This is a genomic window from Amycolatopsis japonica (assembly GCF_000732925.1).
Taxonomy (GTDB): Bacteria; Actinomycetota; Actinomycetes; order Mycobacteriales; family Pseudonocardiaceae; genus Amycolatopsis; species Amycolatopsis japonica.
The window spans coordinates 1,009,714-1,034,043 of sequence record NZ_CP008953.1 but is presented as its reverse complement, the minus strand read 5'-3'; the positions used below and the strand labels follow the sequence as shown (position 1 = coordinate 1,034,043).

Here is a 24,330-nt window from a genome sequence, read left to right as displayed (position 1 = left end):
GCGTCGCTCGGCCGGGTGAGCTGACTCACCGATCTTCAGAAAACCCTTGTCGAAACGGGTGCTTCGTGAAAGCATTCACAAGCACCCAAAAAAACGACCGCCATGACGACTATGGCGCGGAGTACCGCGCCGTTATGAAGGAGCTCAGAAACATGGACTGGCGCCACGACGCGGCCTGCCGAGACGAGGACCCCGAGCTGTTCTTCCCGGTGGGAACCAGCGGTCCTGCTCTGTCGCAGGTAGCGCAGGCGAAGGCCGTGTGCCACCGCTGCACCGTCGCTTCCGACTGCTTGGCCTGGGCATTGGCCAGCGGGCAGGACGCAGGCGTCTGGGGCGGGATGAGCGAGGACGAGCGACGGGCCCTGAAGCGCCGTCGTACGCACATCGGCACGCGTACCTCCGCCTGAGTTTTTCAACTCACGCACGCTTCATCGCATCACCAAAAACTGAGTAACAACCCCAAGCCTCGGGTAATCCCGCGGTGCAGTGGCGCTATGACCCTGCGTCGCGAGGTGACACCTACCCGACTTGAGCTTAACAAGCGAGGCCGACACGCCCCCGAGGGGGTGTGGCTTCAGCGGACTTTTCACAAGTCCTCCCGCGGAACCGTTACAGGGCCGGCGCCACTTCTCTTCGGGCGCCGGCCCTAAAACGTGTCCGGATGGGACTGTCCATTGAGGACGATCAAACGCGACAGTCCACTACAGACGTCGCGACAGCGGGATGCGCAAGGCGGCTTCGGTGCCCAGCCTGCGACCGGCCGTCTCTTCGGAATCCCCGCGCAATCCCCGGATCGACAGCGATCCGCGCAGTTCCGACTCAACCAGGGTCCGCACGATCTGGAGCCCGAGGCCGTCGCTGCGTTCCAGCGAGAACCCCGAAGGCAGCCCGCGCCCGTTGTCGCGGATGACGACGTCGAGCCAGCGCGCCGAGCGTTCCACCACGAGCTCGACCTTGCCCGGCCGTCCGTCGGGGAAGGCGTGCTCGATGGCGTTCTGGACCAGCTCGGCCAGCACCATCACCAACGGCGTCGCGATCTCGGCGACGACGACGCCGAACGAGCCCGTGCGCGAAAGCCCGACCTGCGATTCGGCCGTCGCGACCTCGCCGACCATCGGGAGGACGTTGTCGAGCAGCTTGTCGAGATCGACCCGTTCGTCCACCGAGATGGACAACGCCTCGTGCACCATCGCGATCGACGAGACCCGGCGCACGGATTCGCCGAGCGCGAGCCGCGCCTCCTCGCTGGAGGTCCGTCGTGACTGGAGCCGCAGCAGCGCGGCGACGGTCTGCAGGTTGTTCTTCACCCGGTGGTGGATCTCGCGGATCGTCGCGTCCTTCGAAAGGAGGGCGCGGTCACGGCGCTTCACTTCGGTGACGTCGCGCACCAGCACCAGCGCGCCCGCGGGCTGCCCGGCGGGCCGCAGCGGCAGCGCACGGAAGAGCACGACGGCGCCGCGCCGGGAATCCGCCTCCGTCCGGCTGCTGGGCTTGCCGTCGAGCGCCTCGATGATCCGATGCGACACCTCGGTCGCGTCGAACGGGTCACGGATGAGCGACCTGGTCAGCGGCGCGAGGCGCTGGCCGACGAGATCCGATTCGTGCCCCATCCGGTGGTAGGCCGACAACCCGTTCGGGCTGGCGAAGACCACGGTGCCGGTCGGGTCGAGGCGGATGAGGCCGTCGCCGACCCGCGGGCTGGTGTGGGTGTCCGTCTGGTTACCCGGGCTGGGGAAGGTGCCGTCGACGATCATCTGGCACAGGTCGCCCGCGCTGCCGAGATAGGCGATCTCGAGCGGGCTCGGCACCCGCGAGGCGGCCAGGTTGGTCTCCCGGGACAGGACGGCGATCACCGAGCCGCCGAACACCACCGGGATGGCCTCGCGCCGCATCGGCAGGTCGCGGTACCAATGCGGGTCCTCTTCGCGGCAGATCCGCACCTCGCGGCTCGCCTTGGCCAGCTGCGGATGCTCGTCCTCGGTGAACCGGGAGCCGACGACGTCCTCCGGATGGGCGGTCGGCGCCGTCGTCGGGCGCGCGTGCGCGACGCAGACGAAGTCGCCGCCATCGGGCTGTAGCTCCTCCGACACGGCGACCCAGAGCAGGAAGTCGGCGAAGGACAGGTCGGCCAGCAGCTGCCATTCGGCGACCACGGTCTGGAGATGGTCCGCGGCTTGACCGGACAGGCCGGTGTTCTCCGCGAGGAGATCGGAAAGGGTGGACACGTCCCCATCCAAGCAGGGTGAGGGCCGCATGACACACTGGAGAGGTTGACCCTGGCCCAGCGGTGTCGTATCACCCCGCGCGGGCCACTCGGACGAGGAGTGAAACATGTCGAAGCGCGCCCGCAAGCGTCGCGACCGTAAGAAGAACGGCGCGAACCACGGCAAGAAGCCCAACTCCTGATCATCGATCAGACGACGAAGGCCCCCGCACCGATCCGGTACGGGGGCCTTCGTGTGTCCTGGGCCGTGGTTACTCGAACGTCTGCTCGATCTTGACCTCGGTGCGCTCGATGGTGATCGAGCCCTTGGTCTGCACGGTCTGGCGGATGGAAGCCCGCAGCCGGGACTTCAGGTCGTCCGGCGCGTGGTCGCCACCGCACTTGCGGGCGAGCAACTGCTTGATGTGCTCGTCGATGCCGTATTCCTCGAGGCACGGCGGGCAGTCCTCGATGTGCTTGCGCAGGGCGGCGTCGCGCTCGGCGCTGCACTCCTTGTCCAGGAGCAGGTAGATGTCGGCGAGGGCCTCCTCGCACCTGACCTTGTCGTCCGCTCCGGCGCAGTAGTCCTCGCTCATCGCCCCGCCACCTCCTGCTGTTTGCCCGCGCGGATGAAGCCGCGCTCGCGCGCGACGTCGGCGAGCAGGTCACGGAGCTGGGCGCGGCCGCGGTGCAGCCGGGACATCACGGTGCCGATGGGCGTGTCCATGATCTCGGCGATCTCCTTGTACGCGAAACCTTCGACATCGGCGAGGTAGACCGCGAGGCGGAACTCCTCGGGCAGCTTCTGCAGCGCTTCCTTGACGTCGGCGTCGGGCAGGTTGTCCATCGCCTCGACCTCGGCCGAGCGCAACCCGCTGGAGGTGTGGCTCTCCGCCTTGGCGATCTGCCAGTCGGTGATCTCCTCGGTGGGCTGCTGCACCGGCTGGCGCTGACGCTTGCGATAGCCGTTGATGTAGGTGTTCGTGAGGATGCGGTACATCCACGCCTTGAGGTTCGTACCCGCCTTGAAAGACGCGAAGGCCGCGTACGCCTTCAGGTACGTCTCCTGGACGAGGTCCTCGGCGTCGGCGGGATTCCGGGTCATCCGCATGGCGGCCGAGTACAACTGGTCGAGCAGGGGCATCGCGTCCCGCTCGAAGCGCTCGGCCCGCGCGGCCGCCTCTTCGGCGTCCGTGCCCGTGTCCGGCGCGGGATTCTGCGTGCTCGGCAAACCGTTCCCTTCCCGATCGGCGTCGATGCGCTTGTGCGCATGAGACGTCGCCGAGTTTACGCGCGGACGGATCACCTGGCCGCCCGGCGTGCGCGGGATCAGGATTCGGGGGGCTTCGAGTGTGGTGGACACGTGCCTTTCAACAGTGACGCCCGGCCGGGCATTCCCGGGCCGCTCGTAGACTCCGCCCATGGCAGGCAAGGGAACCCCGGCGACGGCGCTGCTGGTGAAGCAGAAAGTGGCGCATGTTCTGCACGCCTACGACCACGACCCGCGGGCCGAGTCGTACGGCCTCGAAGCCGTCGAAGCGCTGGGGCTCGACCCCGCGCGCGTGTTCAAGACACTGGTCGCCGAGGTCGACGGGAAACTGACCGTCGGCGTGGTCCCGGTCACCGGCCAGCTGGATCTGAAGGCGCTGGCGGCCGCCGCGGGCGGGAAGAAGGCGAAGATGGCCGACCCCGCCGCCGCGCAGCGCGCGACGGGGTACGTGCTCGGCGGGATCTCGCCGCTCGGGCACCGGAGCAGGCTGCCGGTGGTGATCGACTCGTCGGCGGAGAAGTTCGAGACCGTGCACTGCTCGGCGGGACGGCGCGGGCTGGAGGTCGAACTCGCGCCCGGCGATCTGGCGCGGCTCACCGGCGCCGTGGTGGCCCCGATCGCCGGCTGACCACTCCCCGCGTTTCGTCCTCTGAATGCGGTAGTTGCGCGTGCAAGGACCGCATCCAGAGGACGAAACGCGGGGGTAGGGCTCACCCGTGAGAGGGAGTGCGGTCGGTCCCCAGCGGGAAGATCGCGCGGCCGCGCCAGGGAATCGTCGTCGGCGAACGAACGACGACTCCCGGGAGCGACGAAATGACCGAGACCTTGCCCGGCGTACCGAGATGGGCGAACCTCGCCGCCCACGCGGCGGCGCTGGTGACGGTGCCGTCCGGGCTGTGGCGGATCGCGATGGGCCTCGGCCTCCCGGTCGGGTTCACCGCGCGGGGACTGGCCGAGTTCGGGATCCCCGGCTGGGGCACGGCCTACGTCTTCGGCCTGAGCCTGCTCTCCGAAGCGCTCGCGTTCCTCACCCTCGGGCTGGTCCGGCCGTGGGGTGAGGTCTGGCCGCGCTGGATCCCGGGGCTGCGCGGCCGCCGGATCCCGCCGCTCGCGGCGATCCTCCCGGCCGCCGCGGGGGCGATCGTCCTGATCGGGCTGAGCGTCCAATGGCTGTTCCGCTGGACGCAGGCCGGATCTTCGGTGCCGCCGGGGACCCGGGAGGACTCGCCGGTCTACGACATCGTCATGGCCGCCTGTTACGCGCCGCTCCTGCTCTGGGGCCCGCTGCTGGCCGTGGTCACCGTGCACTACGCCCGGCGACGGTTCTCAGGTCAGCGGCCGCAGCACACGCTCCAGCCACTCGGCGGCCGCGCGTGACACTCCTTCGAGGTCGGCGCTGAGGTTGTGATCTCCCTGGAGCACCACGATCTCGTGATGTGGCCCGGCCTTGGGCAGGCCGAACGGGTCCCGTTCACCCTGCACCACCAGGGTCGGGACCTCGACGGCGTCCAATTCACCCTGCCGGCTCTTCTCCGGCTTTCCCGGCGGATGCTCGGGGAAGGCCAGGCAGAGCACCGCCACCGCCTGCCCCGCCGCGGCGGTCCGGCAGGCGACGCGGGCGCCGGACGACCGGCCGCCGAACACGATCGGGAGGTCGTCGAAGCGCTCGGAGATCTCGTCGGCCACGGTGAGCCAGGCGGTGTCGAGCTGAGTGGCGGGAGCGGGCGCCCGGCGGCCCGCCACGCGGTACGGCTGCTCGACGAGCGCGACGTGGACACCGGCGGCCTGCGCCGCGCGGGTGACCGCGACCAGGTCCTTCGCCCCGATCCCGCCGCCCGCGCCGTGGCCGAGCATCAGGACCGCGACCCCTTCTTCGGCACAGTGCAGCTCGGCCCGCGCGGGGCCGTAGGCGGTGTCGATCTCGAGTTTCGTCATGGGTTCGGCAGCTCGAAGAGCGCGCTGTCGGCGGCGGGTTCGACGCGGTCCAGCAGCTGCGGGCCGTTGTTGCGGACGTTGTTGACCAGGCTGGACACCGGCCGCAGCTCGATCGTGTCGACCAGGTCCACCGGGGGCGGGACGAGCAGGTCGGTGACGTCGGGCCGGTCCGGATCGAGCCAGGTGTCCCACTTCTCGCGCGGCATCAGCAGCGGCATGCGGTGGTGGATGTCGGTGAGCCTGCCGACCGAGTCCGTGGTGATCACGGAGAAGGTGATCAGCGGATCGGCGTCCTTGTCGTCCTTCGGCCGCCAGGTCTCCCAGATCCCGGCGAACGCGAGCGAGCCGTCACCCGGTCCGGTCATGAAGAAGGGCTGCTTCTCCTTGCCGTCACGCCGCCACTCGTACCAGCCGTCGGCGGGGACCAGGCAGCGCCTCGCCGAAACCGCCTTCTTGAAGGACGGCTTCTCCTTCGCCGTCTCGGCGCGCGTGTTGATCATCTTCGAGCCGACACCGGGGTCCTTCGCCCAGAACGGGACCAGGCCCCAGCGCATCATCCGCAGCGACCGGACGGCGGGTTCGTCTTCGAGCACCGCGCCGTCGGCGTCACGCGGATGCCGTTGCACGACGGTGGGCACGTCCTTGGTCGGCGCCACGTTGTGATCGGTCCGGATCCGGCCTTCGGTCAGGTCCACCGCGGCGAACTCGTCGATCAGCGCCGCCGGGTCCTTGGTGGCGGCATAACGCCCGCACATGCGAAAACCTCCCTAATCGACAGCCATCGTTACACGCCGGCCAGACGATGGCGAGCAGCATGGGATCATTGTTCCGCGGTGTTCGAAGAGCAGGAGGCGGTTTGGCGGGCAAGGACTGGCGCAGGCTGGACGAATCCGACGTGCGGATCCGTCCCGGCAAGGGCACCAGGCCGCGCAGCAAACGCCGTCCCGAGCACGCGGACGCCTCCACGGCGATGGTCATCGGCAAGGACCGCGGCCGCTGGACCTGCGCGATCGACTCCGATCCCGACCGCGTCGTCACCGCGATGCGGGCCCGTGAGCTGGGCCGGGTCCCGGTCGTCGTCGGCGACACCGTCGGCATCGTCGGCGACGTGAGCGGGAAACCGGACACCCTCGCCCGCATCATCCGGGTGGACGAGCGCTCCAGTGTGCTGCGCCGGACCGCGGACGACACCGACCCCTTCGAACGGGTGGTGGTCGCCAACGCCGAGCAGCTGCTGATCGTGACCGCGCTGGCCGATCCCCCGCCGCGCACCGGATTCATCGACCGGTGTCTCGTCGCCTGTTACGCGGGCGGTCTCGAACCGGTCCTCTGCCTGACGAAGGCCGACCTCGCGAGCCCGGACGAACTCCTCGCCGGCTACGCGGGCCTCGACATCCCGGCCGTGGTCACCCGGCACGACGAGCATCCGGAAGAACTGACCGGGCGGCTCAAGGGCAGGCTCACCGCGCTGGTCGGGCATTCCGGGGTCGGGAAGTCCACTTTGGTCAATCGCCTGGTTCCCGACGCCGGTCTGGCGACCGGCGTGGTCAGCGCGGTCGGCAAGGGCAGGCACACGTCCGTCGCGGCCGTCGCGCTCCCCCTGCCCGGCGGCGGCTGGGTGGTCGACACCCCCGGCGTCCGCTCGTTCGGGCTGGCGCATGTGACCGCCGACGACATCGTGCTCGCGTTCGAGGAATTCGCCGCGGCCGCCGAAGAATGTCCGTCCGGCTGCGGTCATCTCGGACCGCCTTCGGACCCGGACTGCGCGCTCGACGACGTGGTCACGGATGGTGACGCCAGTCACGAACGACTGGAGTCTTTGCGCCGCCTTCTGGGTTCCCGAGCCGGGCATGACGACGATCGGTAACTAAATCCGATCTTGCGCGATACCCCGTTCGGATTAGATCAACTTTCTGAGGGGTCCCACTTGAAGCGCGTAACCATGCTCGCCGCCATCACCACGGCCGCCGTCCTGGCGCTGTCCGCTTGCGGTGGCGAGACGCAGCCCGGCGCGGCTGCTCCCGCTCCTGCTCCTTCCGAGGGGAAGAGCCTGCTTTCGTCGCCGCTCGGCGACCCGATCCAGCTCGCGGCGCTGACCCGCGAGAGCACCAAGAAGGCCAAGTCGTCCAAGGTGACGATGGAGAGCGTCGCCGGCAGCCAGAAGCAGACGGCGACCGGACAGGGCATGTACGACGGAGAGAACACCAAGTTCTCGATGTCCATGGACAGCGACGGCAAGAAGCTGGAGATCCTCTTCGTCGACAGCGCGCTGTACTTCAAGCTCGACGCGTCCGACAAGGCCGAGATGCAGACGGACAAGTCGTACGTGAAGATCTCCGCCGACGGCCAGGACCCCATCTCGCAGATGCTCGGCAAGGTGATGTCGAAGGCCATCAAGGACAGTGACCCGTCGCGCACCCTCGAGCAGGTCTCGAAGGCCGGCAAGATCACGAAGTCGGACCAGGTCGAGCTGAACGGTGAGCTCACCAACCACTACGTCGTCGAAATCGAGGTCGAGAAGGCCATCGCCCTCATCGCGGGCGAAGTGGGCGTGCCGTTCCCGGCGGAGGTCCAAAAGCAGCTCGACGCGAAGCTGAAGGGCAAGAACGTCACCATCCCGACCGAGCTGTGGCTCAACGCCGACCAGCTGCCGGTGCAGGTCGTGTCGGACCAGACGGCGTTCATGAAGGCCATGGGCGTCGCCGGTGACGGCGTCGCCAAGACCACGGTCAAGTACTCCGACTGGGGCACCCCGGTGGAGGTCACCGCCCCGCCCGCCGACCAGGTCGGCGACCTGGCCGAGATCATGAAGAAGGCCGGCGGCCGGTAGATGCGCGCCACCCACAGGCTGATCGCGGTGGCCGCGGCCCTGACCCTCGTGGTCACGGGCTGCGGCACCCGCCCTGGCGCGACGGCCGAGAACAAGGGCGGCGAGCTCGCGCTGGCCAACCCGTTCACCGACGCGTTCGGCCTCGTCGAGGCCGCGAAGCAGGGGACGCGGAAGACGAAGTCGTCCAAGACGACCATCGACGCCATCACCAAAGACGCCAAGGTCACGGGCACTCTGCTGGCGTACTACGACGGTCCGGCCTCGAAGATCGAGGCGAACATGACCATCGCGGGCGAAGCAGGCGTCCTGCGTCTGGTCGACCAGACGCTGTACCTCAAGCTGCCCCCGTCGGAACAGGCCGAACTCAAGACGGACAAGGCCTGGGGGAAGATCGAGCTGAACAGCGCGGATCCCCGGGCGAAGGCCATGGGGAAGGCCTTGCTGCGGTCGTTCGAGATGGGCGACCCGGCGAAACAGCTGGAGTTGATCGAGAAGGCCGGGCGGATCATCCGGTCCGAGCAGACCCAGCTGGACGGCGTCCCGGTGAACCACTACTTCGTCGAGTACGACGTCAAGAAGCAGATCGAACTGTTCCTCGGCGGCGATGTCCCCGCCGACCAGCGGGCCGAGATCGAGAAGCGACTCGGGGACAAAGATCTGCGGGTTCCGGCCGAATTGTGGTTCAACGCCGAGCAGCTCCCGCTAAAACTGACCATGGATCTGACCTCGGTCATGAAGTCGGCCGGAGCATCTGAAGCCGGCGAGGTCAAGTCGACCTACACCTACAGCGACTGGGGCACGCCGGTGAACGTCACCGCACCGCCGGCCGCCGAGGTGGCCGACTACACCGAATTGCTGAAGAAGGCGGGCAACTAACCCCTGCCCGCGCGTGAAGGCCTCCTTCTCTCGGCTGAGCCGAGGGAAGGAGGCCTTCACGCGCTTCCGAACCATCGGACGGTGGAAATTCACGCGACAGGCACTACGGTGGTGGTACAGACCATTCACCCGAGGGAGTCCCATGCGTGCCACCGGATTCGCCGTCGTCTGTAGCGCTCTCCTGCTCGTGGGCGGCTGTTCCGGCGAAGAGAAACCGGCGGCGCGACCGGTGAACGACGCTGCGCAACTGGCCACGGTCGCCGCCGCGGGCACGCAGAAGGCCCGTTCGTCCAAGATCTCGCTCGAAACCACCGCGGAGGACGGCCGCAAGGTCGTGGTCACCAGTTCCGGGCTCTACGAGGGGCCGAACAGCAAGTTCTCCATGGTCGCCGAGGTCGCGGGCGAGAAACGGGACCTGATCTTCGCCGACGGCGTCCTCTACTACCACCTGTCGGACACGCAGGTCCAGGAGCTCAAGACCGACAAGGAATGGGTCAAGATCACCGCCGACGGCAAGGACTCGCTCTCCACCGCCAACGGCGCGCTGATGACGAACGTCGTCGAGACGATGGATCCGACCCGGACGATCGAGCGGATCTCGAAGTCGGGCAAGGTCACCAAATCCGAACAGGCCGACGTGAACGGCACGGCCGCCACGCGGTACGTCCTCGACCTCGGTGGCGCGCCCGCCGAGGTGTGGCTGGACGCCGAGCAGCGCCCGGTGCAGGTCAGCATGGGCAAGGCGACGGTCAAATACGACAGCTGGGCTTCGGACGTGGTGATCATCGCGCCGCCGCCCGAGGCGGTCGGCGACAGCCGCTGAGCCGTTCCCCCGATCGGGGCGTGGCCCGCGGCTGTGTTTCGCTTGGGTGCCCGCGATCGAAAGCAGGTCCTCATGCGGAGAACGGCCCTGTCCACCGTCGTGCTCGTACTCGGTGTGCTGCTCGCCGCCTGTGACGGCGACTCCGTCTCGTTCGCCGACGCCCGCGCGCTCGCCGACGGGGCCTCGTCCGCCATGAACGGCAAGGCCGCGAAGTTCACCACCGATGTCACGGCGGGGACGATGCGGTCGAAGAGCCAGGGGCAGGCCAAGGTCGCGGGGACGGGTACCGCGCTGGCCATGACCACGGACTTCCTCGGCGAGCCGATCGAACTCCGGTTGGTCGACAAGATCGTCTTCGCCAAGGTCCCCGAGACCGCCCGTGAGGAGGTGCCCGGCGGGAAACCGTGGGTCAAGGTCTCCCCCGATGGCGCCGACCCGTTCTCGCAGGTCGCCGGGGGCAGCATCGACCAGCTGGCGAAGCAGAACGACCCCGCCCGCGCGCTCGACCAGGTGCGGAAGGCGGGCACGGTCACCGGATCCGAGCACGGCGAACTCGACGGGATGTCCGCCGAGCGCTATCGGCTGGACGTCGACCTGGCCGCGCTGGGCGGTGACCTGCCCGCCGGTTTGTCGGCCGAGGCCGTCGCCGAACTGCGGGGCAAGGTCGGGAAGCTCCCCATGGAGGTCTGGCTCGACGACGCGCGCTTGCCGCTGCAGATCGTGCTCGACCTCGCCCCCGTCCTCGCCGCTTCGGGCGCCCCGGACAGCGCGACCGCCAAGATCGTCACGCGCTACAGCGAATGGGGAACGCAGGCCGACATCCAAGCGCCTCCGCCGGAGGAGATCGGGGAGATCCCGGCGGGCTGATCCGTCACGTTCCGCTCCCCCGTCTCGTCGGGTTCGTGAAGGCCGGATTCGAGGAGCGAACATGCGCGTGATGGTGATCGGGGCGACCGGGATGCTGGGGCGTCCGCTGGTGCGGCGTCTGCTGACGGAAGGCCACGAGGTGAGCGGCCTTGCCCGCGACGTGGACAGGGTCGCCGCGGTGCGCGCGACCGGCGCGGAACCGGTGCGGGGTTCGCTGTTCGACGTCGATTCGCTGGCGGGCGCGCTGCGGGGGCACGACGCGGTGGTGAACGTCGCGACCCGGATCCCGGACGCGCGCCGGGCGATGAAGCTGTCCGGCTGGGCCGAGAACGACCGCGTGCGGATCACCGGCAGCCGGACCCTGGCGGCGGCCGTGCGACGGGTCGGCGAGCTGGGAATCGTGGTGCAGGAAGGGATTTCGTTCGTCTACGCCGACGGCGGCGACGAGGAACTGGACGAGGACGCGCCGCTCGCGCTGCGCGGCAACATCGCGTCTTCGACGGTGGCGCACGCGAACATCGCGGAGCTGGCGGACGAGGGACGCACCGCGATCCGGCTGCGGATCGGGCTGCTGGTCGGCGACGACCCGATGACCAGGACGATGCTGGCGGCCGCGCGACGGGGCTCGCCGCTGATCTTCGGCCGCCGGACCGACTGGACCGCGGCGATCCATCCGGACGACGCGGCGGCGGGCGCGATCGCGGCGTTGCGGGCGCCGAGCGGCGTCTACAACCTGGCCGCGGATCCGATGCGGAAACAGGAACTCGGCGAGGCGATGGCCGCCGCGGCCGGGGTCCGGCGGCCGCGCGCGCTGCCGAAATGGCTGGCGAACCGGCTCGGCCTGATGTCGGTGCTGGCGCGCTCGCAGCGCGTCGTCTCGACCCGGCTCACCGAGGCGACCGGCTGGCGCCCCGAACGCCCGGTGCCCGGCCCGTCCTGGTTCTGACGCGTTTCGTCCTCTGAATGCGGTCGTTGCGCGTGCAAGGACCGCATTCAGAGGACGAAACGCGAGAGGGGCTAGAGGAGTTCCAGCAGGAAAGGGAGCTCTTGGGGCGCGTACCAGGCGAGTTCGTGGTCTTCGGCGTCGCCGAGGGTGAACTCGGCGTCCGGATCGCCGAGGTCGGCCTGGTCGATCACCGCGGCGGCGGCCTGGACGGACTCGGCGGCTTCGGCCGCGTCGACGTGAATCGCGGCGACGTCGGCGATCTTCACCGGCCCGGCCAGCCGGACGACGGCGGCGTCGAGATCCGGGCGCAGCGTGACCTCGTCGATGTCGGCCGAGATCACCACCCGCCGCGGCTCTGGCTTCTCCTCGGCCGCGATCAGCCGGAGCGACGCCCTGGCGGCGTCGAGCAGCGCGGCATACTCGAGTTCTTCGTCGGATCCGCTGGCGTAGGACTCCCGCAGCGCCGGGGTCAGCGCGAATCCCGTGCCGCTGCGCGCCCGGAGTTCTCCGGCGGTTTCGAGCTCACGGAGCATCGCGATCGTCCCGGGTAGATAGACCCTCACCAGTGCGCACCCTTCAGCTCTTCCAACGATTCCTCGATCATCCCGGCGAGCAGGTCCACATCGGACACGGCCTTGCGATCGCCGTTCAGTCCGAAGTAGACACCGCCGTGATACGAGGTGACCCCGATCGCCAGCGCCTGATTGCGCACCAGCGGCATGACCGGGAACATCTCCACCATCTTCGCCTGTCCCGCGTAGAGCGGCACCTGCGGGCCCGGCGAGTTCGTGATCAGCACGTTGAAAATACGTCCCGACATCGATCCGGCCACCCGCGCGCCGAGCGAATGCAGCGTCGGCGGGGCGAAACCGCCGACCGTCAGCAGCCCGCGCGCGGCGACCGAACGGCCAGAGTCGAGGTGATCCGCCATCGCGTGACCGATGTGCTGCAGCCGCAGGACCGCGTTCGGCTCCCCGACCGGGAGATCGACCAGGTAGGCGTCGACCTGGTTGCCGACCAGCGCCGGCGTCGAGTACTCGGCCGTCTCGGCGTCGCGGACGGCCATCGGCACCAGCGCGCGCACGGTGGTCGTCGCGGTCAGGTTCGAGCCGCGGGAGAGCAGCCATTCCCGTAGCGCGCCGGTGATCACCGCGACCACGACGTCGTTGACCGTGCCGCCGTGCGCGGCGCGGACCTTACGGAGATCCTCCAGCCGCGTGCGGACCCCGGCGAACATGCGGCCGCCGGAGGTGCGGACGTTGAGCGGCCCGGACGGCGCCGGATTCACCATGGTCTTCAGCGCAGAAGCGACGTCGCCGACCGTTTCGGTGACCTTGCCCGCCATCGCGGTGGCGTCGTGGGCGATGGAGCGGACGTTCTCCACCAGCTCCGTCGGCCGCTGCACGGTCTCGGCGACCGCGTCGAGGATCAGCTGCGTGCGGCTCGGTTCCCGGCGCGGATGCCAGGTGTCGTCGAACGGTTCCGGCTCCTGCGGCGTGGCGTCGAGGATCAGCTGCCCGATCTCGATGGTGCCGATCCCGTCCACGACCGACTGATGCGTCTTGGTCACCAGCGCGACGCGGTCGCCCGCGAGCCCCTCGACGAAGTACGCCTCCCAGAGCGGCCTTCCCGGGTCGAGCCGCCGCGACATCAGCCGCGCCACGAGGTCGAACAGCTGGCCGTCGGAGCCCGGCTGGGGCAGCGCGGACCGCCGGACGTGGTAGTTCAGGTCGAAGTCGACGTCGTCGACCCACACCGGCCGGGCGAGGTGACCGGGCACCTCCAGCACTCGCTGCCGGTAGCGCGGCAGGAACGCCAGGCGCTGCCCGATCAGGTCGAGCAGCCGCTCGTGGGTGAAGCCCTCGCGCGGTCGCTCGAAGATCGCCACGCCGCCGACGTGCATCGGGGTCGAGTGGTCTTCCACGTACAGGAACGAGGCGTCCAGCGCGGAGAGGCGGTCGGGCATGGGCCGATCCTTACATAGTGGGACACTCGCCGGTGTGGGTGATGAGTCGGTGATCTCGCCGAAGGACCGGTTCCTGACGGTGTACGGCCGCAAACCGGTGCTCGAGGCATTGGACGACGCGGCGCTCGAGGTGGACAAGGTGATCCTCGCCGACACCGTGCGCGGGCCGAACGCCGCCGAGATCCAGCGTGCCGCGAAAGCCGCCGGGGTGCCGGTGCAGCGGGCGAGCGCGCATCGCGTCAAGGTGCTGGCGGGCAACGGCAAGCAGGACCAGGGCGTGCTGGCCGACGTCGTCGCCCCGCGTATGCGTTCGTTGCACGCGGCGCTGTCCGACGGCAGGCCGCCGTCGCGGGTGCTGCTGCTCGACGGCATCACCACCCCGGCGAACGTCGGGATGATCCTGCGCACGGCGACCGCCGCCGGACTGGAGGGGGTCGTGGTGCCGCGGCGCGGGGTCGCCGCCCTCGACCCGATGGTGGTCAAGGCTTCGGCCGGGGTCGCGTTCCGCGCGCCGGTGCTGCGGTGCGGCAGCGCGCGCGAGGCGGCCGAGATGCTCACCGAAGCCGGCTACGGGATCTACGCGCTGGGCGCTTCGGCACGCAGCTCGGTGTTCGACGTCGAACTGCCGCAGCGCGCGGCGTTCGTACTGGGCGGGGAGACGAACGGCGTCGGCGCCGAGGTCGGCGAACTGGTGACGGAGTGGGTGTCGATCCCGATGCCCGGCGAAGTCGAGTCGCTGAACGTCTCGGCCGCCGCCGCGGTGCTGTCGTTCGAGCTGGTGCGCCGGGCGGCCACTAAGGCTTCGGGAACAACGCGCTGAGCTCGGTCAGCGTCTCCTCGACCGACGTGTGGTGCACTCCCGCCATCCCGGCCGCGATCGCCGCGCGGACGTTGTGCGCGGCGTCGTCGACGAACACGCACCGGTCGGCGGGCAGGTCGAGCAGACCCGCGGTGAGCAGGTAGACCTCGCGTTCGGGTTTGGCCACGCCGACCTCGCCGGAGAAGACGAGCGCGTCGAAGAACGGACCGAGTGACCGCTTGGCCTCGTCCGACGCGCCGGGGGCGTTCGAGAGCAAGGCCGTTTTGATGCCGCGCTCCCTGACCGAGCGCAGGAAGGCGTACAGCTCGTCCGCGCCCACGTCCGTGAGCACGCCGGCGTAGTCGACGACCAGCCCTTTCAGCACGCGCTCACCGTACACAAGCGATCACCGCCCGGTTCATCCTCTCGGGCGGTCCTTGTCGCGGCTTCGCCCGCCGCCTGCCCCTTAGTTGCTGGGCGTGGCCGAGGGGGCCGCGGAGGGGGACTGCTCGATGAAGTCGTACGTACTGAGACGGCTCGAACCGTACGAACCGCCGTACCGGGTCGCCGACCGGCCGGACGGCCTGGTGCACCGGGCGGCATCGCCGGACAACCAGCTCGTGCTGGATCTGCCGCTGGCCGGGGAAAGCGTCGTGGAGGAACCGCTGCCGTCACCGGACACCCCGGACGGCAGGCAGATCGGCAGGCTGCTGACCACCATCCTCGAAGCGTGTGACGGCCGCCGTCCGGCGGTCCAGGTGCGGCCGATCCTCGACCCGGCGCTCCACCACGCACTGCTCGAAAGCGGCCTTCGTCGTCCAGCGGGCGGCTACCGGCCGAAGTCGGTGCACCTGGGTCACCCAGCGGACGGCGTCGTCGAAGCCTGCGCGACCGTCGAACAGAACGGACGCTGCCTCGCCTTGGCCGCCCGCTTCGAACGGACGCCGTCGGGCTGGGTGTGCACCCGCTTCCATCTGCTGAAGCCTCCGCGACGGGTCTCCGCGCTCGCGGCCTGATGCGCGTGAAGGCCTCCGTCCCTCTGCTGAGCCGAGGGAAGGAGGCCTTCACACGCTTGGGGCCGTTAGCGGCGCGGGCCCTTCTTGCCCTTCTTCTGGGAGGCGCGCTGCGCGGCGCGGCGCTCCCGGCGGGTTCCGCTCTGGTCGCCACCGGCGCTGCCGGCACTGTCCGAATGCGACTCGACGCCGCCGTCTTCGGACGGGCCCGACATGGTCAGCCCGGTCTGCGAACCACCGCCGAGTCCCTTGCCCCGCAAGGCGGAAGGCACGGATTCGGTGTCGGTCGCCGGACCCTGCGGAGGCGTCGGGCGGGCGTGCCTGCCGTCGCCGTTCGCGGCCTGGCCGTTCCCGGAGCCGACACCGGCGGGCAGCGCGGACGCGGACTCGGGCGCCGGGGTGGTGGGCTCGGCCTGCTCGACCTGGAGGTTGAACAGGAAGCCGACGGCCTCCTCCTTCAGCGACTCCAGCATCGCGCGGAACATGTCGTAGCCCTCGCGCTGGTACTCGATGACCGGGTCGCGCTGCGCCAGGGCACGCATGCCGATGCCCTCCTTGAGATAGTCCATCTCGTAGAGGTGCTCACGCCACTTGCGGTCGAGCACGGTGAGCATCACCTGACGCTCCAGGCTCCGCATCGCGCCTTCGCCGACCTTGCCGTCGATCTCGGCCTCGCGCTCGTCGTACGCGCGATGGGCGTCTTCGAGCAGCGCCTCACGCAGCCTGTCGGCGTCGAGGTCGTCGTCCTCGGTGAGCTCTTCCCAGGTGACCTTGACCGGGTACAGCTGCTTCAGCGCCGTCCACAGCTTCTCGTGGTCCCAGTCCTCCGCGTAGCCCGAGGAGGTCTCCTCGGTGACGTACGCGTTGATGACGTCGACCAGCATGTGCTCGATCTGCTCGCGCAGATCCTCGCCTTCGAGGACGCGCAGACGCTCGGCGTAGATCACCTTGCGCTGCTCGTTCATGACCTCGTCGTACTTGAGGACGTTCTTGCGGATCTCCATGTTCTGCTGCTCGACCTGCGTCTGAGCGCTCTTGATCGCCTTGGAGACCATCTTGTGCTCGATCGGCACGTCGTCCGGCAGCCGCATGGTGGTCATGACCCGCTCGACCATCGTCGCGTTGAAGCGGCGCATGAGCTCGTCACCGAGCGACAGGTAGAACCGGGACTCGCCCGGGTCGCCCTGACGGCCGGAACGACCGCGGAGCTGGTTGTCGATCCGGCGCGACTCGTGCCGCTCGGTGCCGAGCACGTAGAGCCCGCCGGCCTCGCGGACCTCCTCGGCCTCGGCCTTCGTGTCGGCCTGGACCTCTTCGAGCACCTTCGGCCAGGCGGCCTCGTACTCCTCGGAGTGCTCCACCGGGTCGAGGCCGCGGTCGCGCAGCACCTCGTCGGCGATGATGTCCGGGTTGCCGCCGAGCACGATGTCGGTACCGCGGCCCGCCATGTTGGTGGCGACCGTGACCGCGCCCTTGCGCCCGGCGCGGGCGACGATCAGCGCCTCCCGGTCGTGGTGCTTGGCGTTGAGGACCTCGTGCGGGACACCCAGCTTGAGCAGCAGCTTCGACAGGTGCTCGGACTTCTCGACACTCGTGGTGCCGACCAGCACCGGCTGGCCCTTCTCGTGCCGCTCGGCGATGTCCTCGGCGACGGCCTCGAACTTGGCCTGCTCGGTCTTGTAGATCAGGTCGGCCTGGTCGGCGCGGACCATCGGCTTGTTCGTCGGGATCGGCACCACACCCAGCTTGTAGGTCTGGTGGAACTCGGCCGCCTCGGTCTCGGCGGTACCGGTCATCCCCGACAGCTTGTCGTAGAGCCGGAAGTAGTTCTGCAGCGTGATCGTGGCGAGCGTCTGGTTCTCGGCCTTGATCTCGACGCCTTCCTTGGCCTCGATCGCCTGGTGCATGCCCTCGTTGTAGCGGCGGCCGTGCAGGATGCGGCCGGTGAACTCGTCGACGATGAGGACCTCGCCGTCGCGGACGATGTAGTCCTTGTCGCGCTTGTAGAGCTCCTTGACCTTCAGCGCGTTGTTCAGGTAGCCGACCAGCGGCGTGTTCGCGGCTTCGTAGAGGTTGTCGATGCCGAGCTGGTCCTCGACGAAGGCGACACCCTTTTCGGTGACACCGACGGTGCGTTTGCGGATGTCCACCTCGTAGTGGATGTCCGCCTTCATCAGCGGGGTCATCCGGGCGAACTCGACGTACCAGCGCGAGGACTGGTCGGCCGGGCCGGAGATGATCAGCGGCGTCCGGGCCTCGTCGATGAGGATGGAGTCCACCTCGTCGACGATCGCGAAGTTGTGGCCGCGCTGCACGCAGTCCTCGAGGCTCCACGCCATGTTGTCGCGGAGGTAGTCGAAGCCGAACTCGTTGTTCGTGCCGTGCGTGATGTCGGCGGCGTACTGCTGGCGGCGGACCTCGGGCGTCTGGTCGGCCAGGATGACCCCGACCTCCAGGCCGAGGAAGCGGTGGATGCGGCCCATCCACTCGGCGTCACGTTTGGCGAGGTAGTCGTTCACCGTGATGACGTGCACGCCCTTGCCGGACACGGCGTTCAGGTACGCGGGGAGGACCTGGGTCAGGGTCTTGCCCTCACCGGTCTTCATCTCCGAGACCTGGCCGAGGTGCAGCGCTGCGCCGCCCATCAGCTGGACGTCGTAGGGACGCTGGCCGAGCACGCGCCAAGCCGCTTCCCTCGCCACCGCGAACGCCTCCGGCAGGAGGTCGTCGAGTGACTCGCCGTCCGCGTGCCGTTTACGGAACTCCTCGGTCTTGGCCCGCAGCGCGGTGTCCGAAAGTTCCTTGACGTCGTCTTCGAGGGTGTTGATGTGATCGGCGATGTGTCGCAGCCGCTTCACCATTTTGCCCTCGCCCGCGCGGAGCAGGCGGTTCAGCACCATCCGGTCGACCTCACTAGCTGATTGTGATCGCACCCGAGCCGGTCCCGGGCAATCTCGTCCGCGGCGGTGCCTGGTAACGCACCACCGTCCGCCCCCATCGTAGGGAACACCTCGGTGTTCGCGCACGCACCGTCTGTCGGTACCTGACGAGACGGGGGCGGGTCCTGCCTGATCCGGACATGACGGCGGCCCGCACGGGACGCGTGCGGGCCGCCGTCAGGGCAGTAGTGGCCGGCTAGCTGAGCCGGATGACGCCGTAGTCGAAGCCTCGCCTCCGGTAGACGACGCTCGGGCACCCGGCGTCGGAGTCGTTGAACAGGTAGAAGTCGTGACCGACCAGTTCCATCTCGTAGAGAGCTTGGTCGACCGTCATGGGCTCCGCGTCATGCTTCTTCTCGCGGACGACGCGACCGGGCTGGTGTTCGGTCACCCCGTCATCCCAGCGCTGCTGCTGGGGCATCTCGAAGTCACCGCTCTCGACAGCGAAACCGTTGGCCATGGGTTCGGCCTCCGGCGCTTCGAGCACAGCGGTACCCGCCAGATGTCGGGTGTCGGTGGTCATTCCACCGGCGGCCGCCATCGAAGTCGCCTCGGCGACGGATTCCGGGCGGCTGCGGCCGTAGTGCACGCGCCGGCGGTCGTGTGTCTTCCGCAACCTGTTTTCGAGCTTGTTCAGTGCGGAATCCAGCGCTGCGTAGAAGTCGCCGGCACACGCTTCGGCGCGTACGGCGGGGCCACGGCCCTTACCGGTGATTTCGACGCGCTGGCAGTTCTTCGACTGCCTGCGATTGGGCTCGTGGAAGAGCTCCACGTCGTAACGGATGACCTTCTTGTCGTAGCGCTCTAGCCGGGCCAGCTTTTCGCTGACGAGTGCCCGATAGTGGTCGGGCACCTCCACGTTGCGGCCCTTAACGACGATGTCCATACACGACCTCCCTCGCTGAAATGACTGCGAGCTGTAGATGTGTTCACTAGGGCGCCGGTAATGCGGGGACGAAGCCCGGATCGCGGGCGGTGAGGGAACTCGGCATACGGCCACGACGTCTCGTGTCGGATGTCCGAGCGCGGACTCAGCGCGGCTCCGGCGCCAGGGACATGGGCTGGTCACCTCCCTGCCTGCCGGGATTGCTGATAGCGCTGCACGTTAGCTGCATCACGCCGCGAGCAACAGCCCCCGAGCCGGGGGATATCAGGACGTGAGACCTCGTCACCGCACGCGACGACGACCCTGTGGCCAGCGGGACAATCCGGCTTGTCGGGCGTCGTCCCCGTGATTTGTTTTCACGCGGACGGCGCAAGCCTTCGGACAGGAAAATGCGGAGGGTGCCCAGTGGGCCGTGCCCGGAGGAATCCGCCGCCACCCCGGTGGAGTGGCGGGCCGTCGGAGTGTTCCCCAGAAGGTCCCTCATATCCCGTCAACGCCCATGTACCCATTCCCGTTCCCGATCATTCATCACTCTTGTAGGTGACGCCCCGATCACCCGGCGGCGGCCAGCGCTACCACCGCGGAAACGTGAATTCCGCTTATGTCCAAAAAGCGCGTACAAGCGGCGGCGGTCGCTCCGGTTGTGATCACGTCGTCAAGAAGAACGACCTTCTCCCGGCAGGCTCCCGAGACCAGGCGAATTCGGCCGTCGAGGTTCGCCGACCGCTGGGCGCGGTTGAGCCCCACCGCATCACGGACACCGGCCCCGAGCTTGAGGACGGGTGCCACCATCGCCGACTTTCCCTTGTCCGCCAGTGCTTTCACGCATTCCTCGGCGATGCGCCGGACGTGCGGTCCACCCCGGACACGCGAGGCGGACCGTCGCGAAGGGACCGGGACGAGGCACGGCTCCGGCCCTGACTCGGGCAGGTGGGCGAGGGCTTCGGCGACAGCGCGGCCGAAGGAGGGGGCGAGGTCGCGGCGGCCGCGTTCCTTGTAGGCGAGGATCAGGCGACGGGCGTCGTCGGCGTAGGGGGCCAGGGCGTAGACGGGGACGAGGCCGGCCGTCGGGCCTCGGATGATCTCGCTGAGCGAACCCCAAGCGGTCTGACAGGTCGCGCAACTGGGCGCGCCCGGTGCTCCGCAGGACGCGCAACGGGCGGGGATGAGGAGATCCAGGAGTTTGGACATGGGGCGAGTGTCGGCCGGGGCTCCGACAGTTCCGGACGCTGCCGGGGCGTGACCGGTCCGCTTTGGACACATCGCGTCGCGAGGGGGCCGGTCATGGCTGGGCGTCGTTGAAAAAGTCAATCGAGGAGAAGGGCGCTTCGGGGCTTCGCGGCTACTTCGCGCGGGTCCCGGTCCGTGAAGGACTCCTTGAGGGACTCAGGGTCCCTCAAGGAGGCCTTCACGGACTTTCCGCTTCGCTAGCAGCGCTAGGAAAGCTAGCGGTACTAAAGGTCCCTTGCTCCCCTCGGCGATGCCCCAAGTACATGAAGGCCCCCTTCCTGTACCTGAGCGCAAGGAAGGGGGCCTTCATGTACTTCGGCGAAACCTCAGCCCGGGTAGAACGGGTCCGCATCGGTGACGGTGTGCGCCTGCGGCCGCCAGACCTCGCCCAGTTCCGAGGCGACCCACAGCCCGCCCGCGTCCGCGACCAGGTTCTGCCTGCTCGGCGCCGCGGTGACGCCGTGCACCGGCGGGGTCAGGTTCGAGCCGCTGAAGGGGTCCATCCGCTGCCCGTCCAGCGGCACCTTGACCACCGGCAGCGAATTCGACGACGTCGCGGCGATCAGGTGGTCCTGGGTCGCCCAGTCGACGTCCACGACGTCCTTGAGGTCGCGTTCCTGCAGTTTCCGCGGCGCCCGCAGGGCCACCGAGTCCGCCGTCCGCACGATCGAGGCGACCACCAGCTGCCCGTTGACCACCGCGGCCAGCCGGGACCCGTCGCGCGAAAGGCGCAGTTCGGTGATCTGCCCCAGCCCGGTGAGCATGGTCGCGTCGACGCCGGCTTTCACCCAGCGGCCGTCCGCGGCCAGGGTGACCCTGGCGACGGTGTTGTGGTCGACCACCGTCCAGACCTCGCCGGAGACCCCGCCACCGCCACGGGCGACCGGACGCCAGGTGGGACGGCTCAGGCTGCCGCCGAACAGGTCCACCGACGCGAGGTCGTGTCCCAGGTCGCCGACCCGGAGCCATTGCCTGCCGTCGCGTTCTTCGACCACCGCGAGGCGTTTGCCGTCGACGGACTGCGCGGCGCTGACGACCTTGTACCCGCCGTTGCCCGCGGGCCCGCCGACCGGCTGCCCGTCGCCGAGCGACCGGACCCGCCCGTTCACGGTCATCAGCCCCAGCAGTTCCGAGTTGGGCGCGATGTCCACGTTGTAGTTGGGCAGTTCGCTGGAGCGCCAGTATTCGTGTTCCGGCACCAGCGCGGTGCCGTCGGCCAGCAGCCGGACCCGGCTCAGCGTCACCGTCTGCAGCGACAGGACGATCTGCGCGGCGATCAGGTTCCGGTCCACGAGGCTGGCCCCGCCGACACCGGTCAGGTTGATGTCCAGTGTCCCGTCGTCCGTGCTGCGCACGTTGCTTTCGATGGTGACCTGGTCGCCGAGCAGATCCTTGACCGCGCCCTTCAACCCCTCCGACGGACCCTGCAGCACCAGGTCCATCACCCGGCCGGGCAATCCGGCCTGCGGTTTCGCCGCGACGTACCGGAGGTCGGGGACGAAGGCGCCGGAGTCCGGCGAGTAGAAGCTGATCGGCACCCGGAAGTAGTTGAGCGCGAAGTCCTCGTCGGTGACGGCGAGTTCCTGCGGCGGGTCCACGATCCGCCACTGGCCGTTCTGCTGCTTCCGCAGCTTGAACTGCTGCGAGTACTCCGCCTTCACCGGGAGGAACGCGCTGTCGGGGCTGAGGGTCCCGAGTTTGAACCCGCGGACGTTCACGACCTGCTCGTCCGGGTTCCCCGACGACGACGAAGTGTCGTAGACGGTGCCGAAGGTGTCGTCGATGATCGTCAGCCCCGGCGACGGCTTCCAGTTACGCCGGGCGTCGTCGTCGAGGTAGACGCGCGCGGCGGCGCTCGCCGTGCCCGGCGCCGCCGAGTTGCGGATGAACTGGCGGGTGACGGTCAGCGGGTCGATCCCGGCCGCCGGTTCGGGGACGTCCGCCGGCGCCTGGCCGGGTTTGTCCCCGGAGACGACGACGGGCTGGGATTCGAGCGGGATGTTCGCGCAGCCTGCGACCAGCAGGAACACCGCGAGCAGGGCCAGCAGCCGTTTCACCGGCCGACCTCCTCGGGCTCGGCGAGGATCGCGTCGGGCGCGGGCCGGACTTCGAGCAGTCCGGACGACCCGTGCGTGTCGGTCGCCTTGTGATCGGGCGGGGGCAGGAGCAGCGGGCTCTCCCCCATCGGCGTGTCCTGCCGCCGCGGCAGCACGAGCCGGAAGCAGGCACCGTGGCCGGTCTCGCCCCAGGCGTCGAGCACGCCGCCGTGCAGCCGGGCGTCCTCCTGGCTGATCGCGAGGCCGAGGCCGGTGCCGCCGGTCCGGCGGTTACGGGACGGGTCGGCGCGCCAGAACCGGTTGAACACCAGTTCCGCCTCGCCGGGCCGGAGCCCGACGCCGCGGTCCCGCACGGTGATGGCGACCGCGGTCTCGTTGACCGCCAGCGTCAGCACCACCGGGTTCCCCTCGCTGTGGTCCACCGCGTTCGCCAGCAGGTTGCGCAGGATCCGCTCGACGCGGCGCGCGTCGACTTCGGCGGGTGCCTCCTCGTCCGGGAGGACCAGTTCGACCGAGCTTCCCGCGTTGCCCGCGATCACCCGGACCTGCTCGACGGCCCTGGTAGCGATCGGGCGGACGTCGATCAGCTCGGCCGAGAGCTCCTCGACACCGGCGTCCAGCCTGCTGATCTCCAGCAGGTCGCCGAGCAGTGCCTCGAACCGGTCGAGTTCGTCGACCAGCAGTTCGGTGGAGCGGGCGAGCCCGGCCGGGAACTGCTCGCGCGACGCGTGCAGCACGTCGGCAGCCATCCGGACGGTGGTCAGCGGGGTGCGCAGTTCGTGCGAGACGTCGGAGGTGAACCGGCGCTGCAGCCCGCCGAACTCCTCCAGCTGGCGGATCTGCCGCTGGATACTCGCGGCCATCTCGTTGTAGGACACGGCGAGTTTGGCCAGATCGTCCTCGCCGAGCACGGCGAGCCGCTGGTCGAGTTCCCCGCCCGCGAACTGTTCGGCCGCCGCGGCGGCCTGCCGGACCGGCCGGACCACCTGTCTGGTGACCAGGTTCGTGATCCCGGCGAGCAGGAGCAGCAGGACGAGCCCGCCGACGAGCAGCGTGTTCTGCACCGTCGAGACGGTGTTCTGCTCACTGGTCAGCGGGTACAGCAGGTAGAGCTGGAGCGGGTTGATCATCGTGCTCACCGGCGCGCCGACGATCAGGTACGTCGTCTTGCCGCCGTCGGCCTCGGTGACCGTGTGGGTCAGGTAGCTGAGCTGCTCGGTCTCGACGAACTGGCGCAGCCGCACCGGCACCCGGTCGTAGGGACCGGCGGCCACCGGTTTGCTGGACTGATCGCGGCCGCCCGCGGCCAGCACCGGTTCGAAGGTGCCCGCCGTCGATCCCGCGCCGTCCTGCGAGGACGTCGTGCTGGAGATCTTCTTCAGCGCGTTGCTCATCCGCGCGGTGAGCGCTTCCGGGCTTTCGGTGCCGACACCGACCAGCTCGGCGGCCGCGGTCTCGACGACCGCCCTGGTCTGGGCGATCGCCGCGTTCTGCTTGGTCTCGACCAGCCGATCGGTGATCTGGTTCTGCAGCACCATGCCCAGCACGAACACCACGGCCGACGACAGCGCCAGCGTGGACACGGTGACCCGGAACTGCAGCGAATACCGCCACAGTTCGTTGAACGACACGATCTTGCGGCGCACGAAAACCACGATGCGCCGGAACTGGCGCATCGTGGTCTGGGCGA

At 69.1% G+C, this 24,330-nt stretch carries 25 protein-coding genes; 12 read left to right on the top strand and 13 right to left on the bottom strand.

The window, feature by feature from the left end; genetic code table 11:
• Nucleotides 1–152 precede the first annotated feature (152 nt).
• A complete protein-coding gene (locus AJAP_RS05160) occupies nucleotides 153–407 on the top strand; it encodes a WhiB family transcriptional regulator (protein ID WP_007028999.1) in 255 nt (84 codons plus the stop codon).
• A gap of 294 nt (nucleotides 408–701) precedes the next feature.
• Here the strand turns inward: AJAP_RS05160 and AJAP_RS05155 are convergent, their stop codons facing one another.
• Nucleotides 702–2,225 carry a sensor histidine kinase gene (locus AJAP_RS05155; protein WP_038508658.1) on the bottom strand — a complete coding sequence of 508 codons (1,524 nt, stop codon included), beginning with the start codon at nucleotides 2,223–2,225 and terminating at the stop codon, nucleotides 702–704.
• Nucleotides 2,226–2,331: 106 nt separating this feature from the next.
• Between AJAP_RS05155 and AJAP_RS45305 the strand changes: the two genes are divergently transcribed.
• Nucleotides 2,332–2,406, top strand: coding sequence for a 50S ribosomal protein bL37 (locus AJAP_RS45305; protein ID WP_369299112.1), 75 nt, complete (start codon nucleotides 2,332–2,334; stop codon nucleotides 2,404–2,406).
• A 69-nt stretch (nucleotides 2,407–2,475) separates the two neighbouring features.
• On the opposite strand, the gene rsrA is transcribed toward AJAP_RS45305, so the two are convergent.
• Nucleotides 2,476–2,799 (bottom strand): mycothiol system anti-sigma-R factor, encoded by a 324-nt coding sequence (gene rsrA, locus AJAP_RS05150; RefSeq protein ID WP_037341057.1) that lies wholly within the window; start codon nucleotides 2,797–2,799, stop codon nucleotides 2,476–2,478.
• Nucleotides 2,796–3,434, bottom strand: a complete 639-nt coding sequence (locus AJAP_RS05145; RefSeq protein ID WP_026466946.1) for a sigma-70 family RNA polymerase sigma factor — start codon at nucleotides 3,432–3,434, stop codon at nucleotides 2,796–2,798. Before AJAP_RS05145 ends, rsrA begins: the two co-directional genes overlap by 4 nt.
• Nucleotides 3,435–3,624: 190 nt before the next feature.
• On the opposite strand from AJAP_RS05145, the gene ybaK reads away from it, so the two are divergent.
• Together ybaK and AJAP_RS05135 are read left to right on the top strand one after the other, a co-directional pair.
• Nucleotides 3,625–4,101, top strand: coding sequence for a Cys-tRNA(Pro) deacylase (gene ybaK, locus AJAP_RS05140; protein ID WP_038508656.1), 477 nt, complete (start codon nucleotides 3,625–3,627; stop codon nucleotides 4,099–4,101).
• Nucleotides 4,102–4,286: 185 nt separating this feature from the next.
• On the top strand, nucleotides 4,287–4,850 hold the full coding sequence (locus tag AJAP_RS05135) for a hypothetical protein (protein ID WP_038522409.1): 564 nt from the start codon (nucleotides 4,287–4,289) through the stop codon (nucleotides 4,848–4,850).
• On the opposite strand, the gene AJAP_RS05130 is transcribed toward AJAP_RS05135, so the two are convergent.
• Together AJAP_RS05130 and AJAP_RS05125 are read right to left on the bottom strand one after the other, a co-directional pair.
• The gene (locus AJAP_RS05130; protein ID WP_038508654.1) at nucleotides 4,800–5,408 is read right to left on the bottom strand and encodes an alpha/beta hydrolase family protein; all 609 of its coding nucleotides are present in this window, start codon (nucleotides 5,406–5,408) and stop codon (nucleotides 4,800–4,802) included. The genes AJAP_RS05135 and AJAP_RS05130 overlap by 51 nt on opposite strands.
• Nucleotides 5,405–6,163, bottom strand: coding sequence for an SOS response-associated peptidase (locus AJAP_RS05125; protein WP_038508650.1), 759 nt, complete (start codon nucleotides 6,161–6,163; stop codon nucleotides 5,405–5,407). The genes AJAP_RS05130 and AJAP_RS05125 overlap by 4 nt, the downstream gene beginning before the upstream one ends.
• A 101-nt stretch (nucleotides 6,164–6,264) precedes the next feature.
• On the opposite strand from AJAP_RS05125, the gene rsgA reads away from it, so the two are divergent.
• The 6 genes from rsgA to AJAP_RS05095 all read left to right on the top strand — a co-directional run bounded on the left by rsgA (nucleotide 6,265) and on the right by AJAP_RS05095 (nucleotide 11,750).
• Nucleotides 6,265–7,275 (top strand): ribosome small subunit-dependent GTPase A, encoded by a 1,011-nt coding sequence (rsgA, locus tag AJAP_RS05120; protein WP_038508649.1) that lies wholly within the window; start codon nucleotides 6,265–6,267, stop codon nucleotides 7,273–7,275.
• 60 nt (nucleotides 7,276–7,335) lie between these two features.
• The gene (locus tag AJAP_RS05115) at nucleotides 7,336–8,238 is read left to right on the top strand and encodes a type 2 periplasmic-binding domain-containing protein (protein ID WP_051972345.1); all 903 of its coding nucleotides are present in this window, start codon (nucleotides 7,336–7,338) and stop codon (nucleotides 8,236–8,238) included.
• On the top strand, nucleotides 8,239–9,114 hold the full coding sequence (locus AJAP_RS05110; protein ID WP_038508643.1) for a hypothetical protein: 876 nt from the start codon (nucleotides 8,239–8,241) through the stop codon (nucleotides 9,112–9,114).
• Nucleotides 9,115–9,256: 142 nt separating this feature from the next.
• Nucleotides 9,257–9,937 (top strand): hypothetical protein, encoded by a 681-nt coding sequence (locus AJAP_RS05105; RefSeq protein WP_038508640.1) that lies wholly within the window; start codon nucleotides 9,257–9,259, stop codon nucleotides 9,935–9,937.
• 72 nt (nucleotides 9,938–10,009) lie between these two features.
• Nucleotides 10,010–10,804, top strand: a complete 795-nt coding sequence (locus AJAP_RS05100) for a hypothetical protein (RefSeq protein WP_038508637.1) — start codon at nucleotides 10,010–10,012, stop codon at nucleotides 10,802–10,804.
• Nucleotides 10,805–10,865: 61 nt separating this feature from the next.
• Nucleotides 10,866–11,750 (top strand): NAD-dependent epimerase/dehydratase family protein, encoded by an 885-nt coding sequence (locus tag AJAP_RS05095; RefSeq protein ID WP_038508635.1) that lies wholly within the window; start codon nucleotides 10,866–10,868, stop codon nucleotides 11,748–11,750.
• A 71-nt stretch (nucleotides 11,751–11,821) separates the two neighbouring features.
• Here the strand turns inward: AJAP_RS05095 and AJAP_RS05090 are convergent, their stop codons facing one another.
• Both AJAP_RS05090 and AJAP_RS05085 read right to left on the bottom strand, forming a co-directional pair.
• On the bottom strand, nucleotides 11,822–12,313 hold the full coding sequence (locus AJAP_RS05090) for a DUF6912 family protein (RefSeq protein ID WP_125733624.1): 492 nt from the start codon (nucleotides 12,311–12,313) through the stop codon (nucleotides 11,822–11,824).
• On the bottom strand, nucleotides 12,310–13,716 hold the full coding sequence (locus tag AJAP_RS05085) for a WS/DGAT/MGAT family O-acyltransferase (protein ID WP_038508632.1): 1,407 nt from the start codon (nucleotides 13,714–13,716) through the stop codon (nucleotides 12,310–12,312). Before AJAP_RS05085 ends, AJAP_RS05090 begins: the two co-directional genes overlap by 4 nt.
• A gap of 34 nt (nucleotides 13,717–13,750) precedes the next feature.
• Here AJAP_RS05085 and AJAP_RS05080 point away from each other — a divergent pair, with 34 nt between their 5' ends.
• Nucleotides 13,751–14,536 carry a TrmH family RNA methyltransferase gene (locus AJAP_RS05080; RefSeq protein WP_038508629.1) on the top strand — a complete coding sequence of 262 codons (786 nt, stop codon included), beginning with the start codon at nucleotides 13,751–13,753 and terminating at the stop codon, nucleotides 14,534–14,536.
• Here the strand turns inward: AJAP_RS05080 and AJAP_RS05075 are convergent.
• Nucleotides 14,511–14,915: an HAD-IA family hydrolase gene (locus AJAP_RS05075; protein WP_038508626.1), complete on the bottom strand. Its 405-nt coding sequence runs from the start codon at nucleotides 14,913–14,915 to the stop codon at nucleotides 14,511–14,513. The two genes, AJAP_RS05080 and AJAP_RS05075, sit on opposite strands and share 26 nt — an antisense overlap.
• 112 nt (nucleotides 14,916–15,027) lie before the next feature.
• Here AJAP_RS05075 and AJAP_RS05070 point away from each other — a divergent pair, with 112 nt between their 5' ends.
• Nucleotides 15,028–15,531: an Rv3235 family protein gene (locus AJAP_RS05070; RefSeq protein WP_038508623.1), complete on the top strand. Its 504-nt coding sequence runs from the start codon at nucleotides 15,028–15,030 to the stop codon at nucleotides 15,529–15,531.
• 65 nt (nucleotides 15,532–15,596) lie between these two features.
• Here AJAP_RS05070 and secA read toward each other — a convergent pair whose 3' ends face one another.
• From secA to mtrB, 5 genes are all read right to left on the bottom strand, one after another.
• The gene (secA, locus tag AJAP_RS05065) at nucleotides 15,597–18,428 is read right to left on the bottom strand and encodes a preprotein translocase subunit SecA (RefSeq protein WP_038508620.1); all 2,832 of its coding nucleotides are present in this window, start codon (nucleotides 18,426–18,428) and stop codon (nucleotides 15,597–15,599) included.
• 235 nt (nucleotides 18,429–18,663) lie between these two features.
• Complete coding sequence (gene hpf, locus AJAP_RS05060) at nucleotides 18,664–19,353, bottom strand: ribosome hibernation-promoting factor, HPF/YfiA family (RefSeq protein WP_007028981.1); 690 nt, start codon at nucleotides 19,351–19,353, stop codon at nucleotides 18,664–18,666.
• Nucleotides 19,354–19,905: 552 nt separating this feature from the next.
• Entirely contained in the window at nucleotides 19,906–20,544 is a 639-nt protein-coding gene (locus AJAP_RS05055; protein WP_038508616.1) for a ComF family protein, read from the bottom strand.
• A 365-nt stretch (nucleotides 20,545–20,909) separates the two neighbouring features.
• Nucleotides 20,910–22,640: an LpqB family beta-propeller domain-containing protein gene (locus AJAP_RS05050; protein ID WP_038508613.1), complete on the bottom strand. Its 1,731-nt coding sequence runs from the start codon at nucleotides 22,638–22,640 to the stop codon at nucleotides 20,910–20,912.
• Nucleotides 22,637–24,316 (bottom strand): MtrAB system histidine kinase MtrB, encoded by a 1,680-nt coding sequence (mtrB, locus tag AJAP_RS05045; RefSeq protein ID WP_435826540.1) that lies wholly within the window; start codon nucleotides 24,314–24,316, stop codon nucleotides 22,637–22,639. Before mtrB ends, AJAP_RS05050 begins: the two co-directional genes overlap by 4 nt.
• Between the last annotated feature and the right edge of the window lie 14 nt (nucleotides 24,317–24,330).

Excerpts from the sequence above, each read along its gene's own strand:
- AJAP_RS05105 (WP_038508640.1), top strand. The coding sequence starts at position 9,257 with ATGCGTGCCACCGGATTCGCCGTCGTCTGTAGCGCTCTCCTGCTCGTG.
- ybaK (WP_038508656.1), top strand. The coding sequence starts at position 3,625 with ATGGCAGGCAAGGGAACCCCGGCGACGGCGCTGCTGGTGAAGCAGAAA.
- AJAP_RS05095 (WP_038508635.1), top strand. The coding sequence starts at position 10,866 with ATGCGCGTGATGGTGATCGGGGCGACCGGGATGCTGGGGCGTCCGCTG.
- AJAP_RS05110 (WP_038508643.1), top strand. The coding sequence starts at position 8,239 with ATGCGCGCCACCCACAGGCTGATCGCGGTGGCCGCGGCCCTGACCCTC.
- AJAP_RS05160 (WP_007028999.1), top strand. The coding sequence starts at position 153 with ATGGACTGGCGCCACGACGCGGCCTGCCGAGACGAGGACCCCGAGCTG.
- AJAP_RS05070 (WP_038508623.1), top strand. The coding sequence starts at position 15,028 with ATGAAGTCGTACGTACTGAGACGGCTCGAACCGTACGAACCGCCGTAC.
- secA (WP_038508620.1), bottom strand. The coding sequence starts at position 18,428 with ATGGTGCTGAACCGCCTGCTCCGCGCGGGCGAGGGCAAAATGGTGAAG.
- AJAP_RS05135 (WP_038522409.1), top strand. The coding sequence starts at position 4,287 with ATGACCGAGACCTTGCCCGGCGTACCGAGATGGGCGAACCTCGCCGCC.
- AJAP_RS05055 (WP_038508616.1), bottom strand. The coding sequence starts at position 20,544 with ATGTCCAAACTCCTGGATCTCCTCATCCCCGCCCGTTGCGCGTCCTGC.
- AJAP_RS05125 (WP_038508650.1), bottom strand. The coding sequence starts at position 6,163 with ATGTGCGGGCGTTATGCCGCCACCAAGGACCCGGCGGCGCTGATCGAC.
- AJAP_RS05130 (WP_038508654.1), bottom strand. The coding sequence starts at position 5,408 with ATGACGAAACTCGAGATCGACACCGCCTACGGCCCCGCGCGGGCCGAG.
- AJAP_RS05100 (WP_038508637.1), top strand. The coding sequence starts at position 10,010 with ATGCGGAGAACGGCCCTGTCCACCGTCGTGCTCGTACTCGGTGTGCTG.
- AJAP_RS05085 (WP_038508632.1), bottom strand. The coding sequence starts at position 13,716 with ATGCCCGACCGCCTCTCCGCGCTGGACGCCTCGTTCCTGTACGTGGAA.
- mtrB (WP_435826540.1), bottom strand. The coding sequence starts at position 24,316 with ATGCGCCAGTTCCGGCGCATCGTGGTTTTCGTGCGCCGCAAGATCGTG.
- rsrA (WP_037341057.1), bottom strand. The coding sequence starts at position 2,799 with ATGAGCGAGGACTACTGCGCCGGAGCGGACGACAAGGTCAGGTGCGAG.
- hpf (WP_007028981.1), bottom strand. The coding sequence starts at position 19,353 with ATGGACATCGTCGTTAAGGGCCGCAACGTGGAGGTGCCCGACCACTAT.